A 2,372-nucleotide genomic window follows, 5' to 3' on the forward strand; every position below is an offset into this window, starting at 1 on the left:
CCATTTACATGCTCTGTTTCTCCTTTTATTACTACTTTTCCATTTGCATTCGCATTTACATCTGATGTTGTTTCTTTTCCTTTTCCTCCTGCTACATTTAAGTTTCCATTTAATGTTACATTTCCTGCTACATTTCCTGTTTCTCCCTTAATTGTTACAGTTCCGTTTGCATTTCCTTTTCCATCAACAGATATATTATTTTTTTCATCTACACCTAAATTTCCTTCAGCTCCAAGTTTAACTTTTCCTTCAACATTTTTACCTGTTAAATTAACTTCAGTATTAATCTTACCTTTATTATTAGATGTAATTCCATTAGAATTTCCATTTATTTCACTATTTATAGAAATATTAGTATTGCCTAATACTTTACCATCACCTTTAATATTTACATCTACATCTACTTTTGAACTAATATTTGAATTTTCTACCTTACCTTTTCCGTTTATATTGGCATCTAAATTTAATCCTATTTCAGCTTTACCAGAAACTTTATCATTACTTCCTTCAATTTTTGTTGTTGCTCCAACTGTAACTTTTGTGTTATCTCCATCATTAGAAATTGCCCCATTTACTTTCGCATTAATTGAAGTTTCATTTGTTTCATTTTTATTTCCTTTAACTGTTACTGTACCTTCTTTTATATCTATTCCTGATTTATTTTCATTCTTAGATGTATATTCAACACTTCCATTTGCTCCTACTTTTGGATTAGAAGTTGTAGTATCTTCAGCTCCTATACTTGCACTATATTTAACTTCTTTATCATTTACATTATTAACATTTAAGTTTTTACCAACTGTAACTTCACCTTTATCAGCTTTAATATTAGCCCCTGTTAAATTAGCATCATTTTTAACTTTGACATTAACTTCATCAGCTTTTATAGTTGCTTCTACTACTTTAGATTTATTATTTCCACTAACGTTTGCACTTGTACTTACTCCACCTATTGTTGTATCTTTAACAAAATCATGACTTCCAGTTGCTTCAACTACTACATTAGTTTTATTTGTAGATGTATTTTCAACTGCTCCATTCATATTTAAATCTTTTGTGATAACATTTACTTTACCACCTTCAACTTTAGACCCTATTATATTTACTTTATCTGCTTTAACAGTTATATTCTTAGCTTTAATAACACTTGATTTAATAGCATTTTCAACTATATTAATTTTTTCCATTGTATATTTAACTTCACCACTTGCAGTTAGTTCAAGACCTAATGTTTCAGGTGAAATTCCATTTTTTTGTATTTCAGATACAGTTTTCTTAATAGTTTCTAAATTATCTTCTAATTTTTTCTTATATTCTATCGCTTTGTTGTACCCAGCAACTGGATTAAGAACATATCCTAATAAATTATTTCTTTCATCAATTAACTTTTTAACTGTTCCTATTATACCTAAAGTTTTTTCTCTAACATTAACATCTAGTTTAATTCCTAATTCTTCAAGAGTTTTTGTAACATTTGCTTTATCTATATCATTTGATATATTTACAACATTTGCCTTAATATCAACTTTATCTTTAGCGCTAACTTCAGAACCTTTTACATTAATATTATTACCAGTAATAGTTACATTTTCTCCACTTATACTAGAACCTTCATTTTTAGTTTCACTTGTTTTAGTATTTTCATGTTTAACTTTATAGTCTACATTTGCAGCTACACTATTTCCTTTTTCTCCAACACCTGCAGAAACTCCTACTGAAATATTATGTGATACACTATCTTTTTCAGTTTCTTTTTTAATTTCTTTAGATGTAACATTAACATTTTCTCCACTTATTTTAACATCTCCACCCTTAATGTCTGAACCTTTAATATTAACATCTTTTTTAGCATTAATATTTACATTTTCTCCTTCAACGATAGATTTATTATTTTTTTCTTCTTTTTTAACTTCTTTTTCTTTTTTATATATTTCCATATCTACTTTAGCAGATATATTTGTATCAGTTTTATTATATTCAGCACTTCCTGTTAAATCTCCACCTAAAAGATTTCTACTTTCAGTTTTTGTTGTAGAATTATCTTTAGTAGAATTAATATTTACATTACTAGCTTCTATATCAACTTTGTGACCTTTAATCTTACTTCCACTCAAATTAAATTCTTTATCAACTTTAACTGATATATCTCCTTTTGATAATACTACAGAACCAACTGTAGATTCTATATTCTTTTGAATATTTTTATAATTTATACCTAATATTCCATTATCTATTCCTATTCTTTTATCAAGTTCATATTTAACTACACTTGTACCTAAATTAACATTATTACCATTAACTCCAATATTATTACTACTTAATATTCCACTTGCCTTAGTTGTTAAATTTTTATATGCAATATTAATATTTTT

1 protein-coding gene is annotated in these 2,372 nt (G+C 26.6%); it reads right to left on the bottom strand.

Annotated elements, in window-relative coordinates; genetic code table 11:
- Positions 1 to 2,372, bottom strand: a 2,372-nt coding sequence (locus ACWYO2_RS05760; RefSeq protein ID WP_455515527.1) for a hemagglutinin repeat-containing protein, incomplete at both ends; no start/stop codon positions are given.

The sequence above is a fragment of the Pseudostreptobacillus sp. genome (genome assembly GCF_977040545.1).